Source organism: Mesorhizobium sp. (assembly GCF_017306585.1).
Lineage (GTDB): Bacteria > Pseudomonadota > Alphaproteobacteria > Rhizobiales > Rhizobiaceae > Mesorhizobium.
In genome coordinates, this window is the sequence record NZ_JAFKIC010000342.1 from 1 (window position 1) to 3,342 (window position 3,342).

The 3,342-nt window shown below is 63.3% G+C and carries 4 protein-coding genes; all 4 read left to right on the forward strand.

Going from position 1 to position 3,342, the window contains the following annotated elements; translation table 11 throughout:
• The first annotated feature begins 17 nt into the window (after nt 1-17).
• Nucleotides 18-692 carry a protein TolQ gene (gene tolQ, locus J0I79_RS34420; protein ID WP_292870460.1) on the forward strand — a complete coding sequence of 225 codons (675 nt, stop codon included), beginning with the start codon at nt 18-20 and terminating at the stop codon, nt 690-692.
• A 9-nt stretch (nt 693-701) separates the two neighbouring features.
• On the forward strand, nt 702-1,157 hold the full coding sequence (gene tolR, locus J0I79_RS34425) for a protein TolR (protein WP_292870451.1): 456 nt from the start codon (nt 702-704) through the stop codon (nt 1,155-1,157).
• A gap of 7 nt (nt 1,158-1,164) precedes the next feature.
• On the forward strand, nt 1,165-2,328 hold the full coding sequence (locus tag J0I79_RS34430; protein ID WP_292870454.1) for a TonB family protein: 1,164 nt from the start codon (nt 1,165-1,167) through the stop codon (nt 2,326-2,328).
• A 38-nt stretch (nt 2,329-2,366) separates the two neighbouring features.
• Nucleotides 2,367-3,342, forward strand: a 976-nt coding sequence (gene tolB / locus J0I79_RS34435; protein WP_292870457.1) for a Tol-Pal system beta propeller repeat protein TolB, incomplete at its 3' end; no start/stop codon positions are given.

A 3,342-nucleotide genomic window follows, 5' to 3' on the forward strand; every position in this document is an offset into this window, starting at 1 on the left:
CCGAACCGGGCGCGCAATTGTCGATTTGGGCCTTGTTCATGCAGGCCAGCTGGGTGGTCAAGCTGGTCATGATCGGGCTGCTCTGCGCCTCGGTGTGGACCTGGGCGATCATCGTGGACAAGCTCGTCTCCTACGGCCGCATGCGGCTGGCGCTCAACCGCTTCGAGCAGGTGTTCTGGTCCGGGCAGTCGCTGGAGGAGCTCTACCGCACGCTCGCCGACCGCAAGACGACGGGCATGGGCGCCATTTTCGTCGCCGCCATGCGCGAATGGAAGAAGAGCTTTGAGAAGGGCGCCAAGTCGCCGCTCGGGCTGCAGACCCGCATCGACAAGGCCATGGACCTGGCGCTGACGCGCGAAATGGAGAAGCTGGAGGGCCGCTTGGGCTTCCTCGCAACCACCGGTTCGGCGGCGCCCTTCATCGGCCTGTTCGGCACCGTCATCGGCATCATGACCTCGTTCCAGGCCATCGCCGGCTCCAAGAACACCAGCCTCGCGGTTGTCGCGCCCGGCATCGCCGAAGCGCTGCTGGCGACCGCCATCGGCCTGCTGGCGGCCATTCCGGCCGTCATCGCCTACAACAAGCTGTCATCGGACGCGAGCAAGATCGCGGTGCGCATGGAAGGGTTCTCCGACGAGTTCTCCGCCATACTCTCGCGCCAAATCGATGAAAAAGTAGCGCCGAAGGCCTGAGGGACGATCATGGGAATGTCTGTAGGCGCAGGTGGTGGACGTGGCGGGCGAGGCCATAGACGGCGCGGCCGTCACCATGCGCTGATGTCGGAAATCAACGTCACGCCGATGGTCGACGTCATGCTGGTGCTCTTGATCATCTTCATGGTCGCGGCGCCGATGCTGACGGTCGGCGTGCCGGTCGACCTGCCCGACACGCAGGCCAAGGCCATGAACGCCGATACCCAGCCGATCACTGTCTCGATCGACGCCCAGGGCAAGATCTATCTGCAGAACACCGAAATCGCGATGGATGATCTGGTGGCCAAGCTGCAGGCGATCTCCAAGACCGGCTACGACGAGCGCATCTTCATTCGCGGCGACAAGTCGACCGACTATGGCACGGCGATGAAGGTCATGGCCCGCATCAACGCGGCTGGCTACAAGAACATGGGCCTGGTTTCACTGCAGGAACAGGATCAGTAGACGCGACATGAGGACCGGCCTCACCACATCGGTGATCCTGCACGCGGCGGTGCTGGCCTTCGGCCTGTTCACGCTGTCGGCGCCGGCCGCGCTGCCGTCGGCCGACGTGGAGTCGGTCGCGGTCGACATCGTGCCGATGGAAGCCATCGCGCAGACGCTGCAGGGCGACAAGAAGGCCGTGATGCATGAAAAGCCGGCGCCGACCCCCACCAAGCGTCCCGATATCGTGCCGGATGCCCAGAAGGTCGGTGAAAACACCGTTGACACCGACAAGCCCGTAACGCCTGAAGCCAAGCCGAAACCCGTCGATATGACCTCGGCTCCGCCGCCGGCGCCGACGCCGAAGGAAAAGCCGTCGACCGAGGACGTGCCGAAGCCGCAGGAAAAGCCCAAGCCGGTTCCGGCAACGGAAGTGGCGCCCGCGCCGCAGCCCAAGGAAGAGGTCAAGCCCGAGCCCGTCAAGCAGACCGAGCCCAAGCCGACGCCGGCCAAGGAGCCGACCCCGACGCCGCCGCAGCAGGACAAGACCGCGGCCATCGAGCCGACACCCGCCGTCAAGCCCGACGCCGTCGCTCAGGCGATCGACAAGAACCAGCCCGACGAAGCCCAGCTTCCGGACTCCGCGCCCGCACCGGAAGCACGGCCGAAACCGCAACCGCAGCCGGCGCAGGCTGAAAGCGCCAAGGCGCCGGACCGCAAGGACGCCGACAAGCCGGTCAAGGAAGCGTCGTCGAAGCCGAAGTCGGAAGACAAGCAGTTCAATGCCGATCAGATTTCAGCGCTGCTGGACAAGCAGAAGCCTTCCGGAGGCGGCGCCAAGCGCTCGACCCAGCAGGCCTCGCTCGGCGGCGACAAGGATCAGGGCCAGAAGCTCTCAAAATCCGAGCAAGGCGCGCTGGAAGATCAGCTCGGTCATTGCTGGACCCTTCCGGTCGGCCTCGAAGGGTCGGAGGATTTCACCGTGGTCATCCGCTTCAACCTGAACGCCTCGGGCAAGCTGGAAGGCCGCCCGACTGTCGAAAAGTCCAGCGGCAACCCGCAATTCGACGCAAGCGCGGTTCGCGCCGTGCAGAAATGTGACGTTGCCGGATTGCAGGTTCCCGCAGGGAAGCAAGACATTTGGTCTGACGTTCGCGTCAACTTCGATCCAAGAGCGATGCTTGGCCTTTAGCCTGAGCACCCAAAAATCAGCAAGAGAAGCGAGAAGACATGAAATCCATCCTCAAGCCGCTCCTGATGGTCGCCGCGATGGCGATGGGCATAATTTCTGTCGCCACCTTGCCTGCTCGGGCAACCCTCGAGCTCAATGTCAACAAAGGCAATGTCGAGCCGATGCCGATCGCCATCCCCGATTTTCAGGGAGAGCTCGGAGCGCAGATATCGGCAATCGTCACAGCCGATCTGAAACGGTCAGGACTGTTCGCGCCGATCGACAAGGCGGCCTTTGTCGAAAAGATCACGAACCCCGACTCGCCCCCCCGCTATGAGGACTGGAAGGTCATCAACGCGCAGGCACTGGTGACCGGAAGCGTCAGCAAGGAAGCGGATGGCCGCATCCGTGCCCAGTACCGGCTGTGGGATATCTTCGGCAACACGCAGCTGGCTGGCGAGCAGTTTTTCGCAAACGACGCCAATCAGCGCCGCGTTGCCCACATCATCGCCGATGCGATCTATGAGAAGATCACCGGCGAGAAGGGCTATTTCGACACGCGCGTCGTGTTCATCGACGAGTCCGGGGCCAAGAATGCCCGCAAGAAGCGTCTCGCCATCATGGACCAGGACGGCGCCAATGTGCGCTATCTCTCGGACGGCCGCTCGATCGTGCTGACGCCGCGCTTCTCGCCGAACCGGCAGGAAATCACCTACATGTCCTATGAAAGCGGGCAGCCCAAGGTCTATCTGCTGCAGATCGAGACCGGGCAGCGCGAACTGGTCGGCAATTTCCCGGGCATGACATTCGCACCGCGCTTCTCGCCCGACGGGCAGAAGGTGATCATGAGCCTGCTGCGCGACGACGGCAATTCCAACATCTTCGCCATGGATCTGCGCAGCCGCTCGACGACGAGGCTGACCAATTCGACGGCTATCGACACCTCGCCTTCCTACTCGCCAGACGGCAGCAAGATCGTCTTCACCTCCGACCGCGGCGGCCGCGCGCAGATCTATGTGATGGGCTCGGACGGTT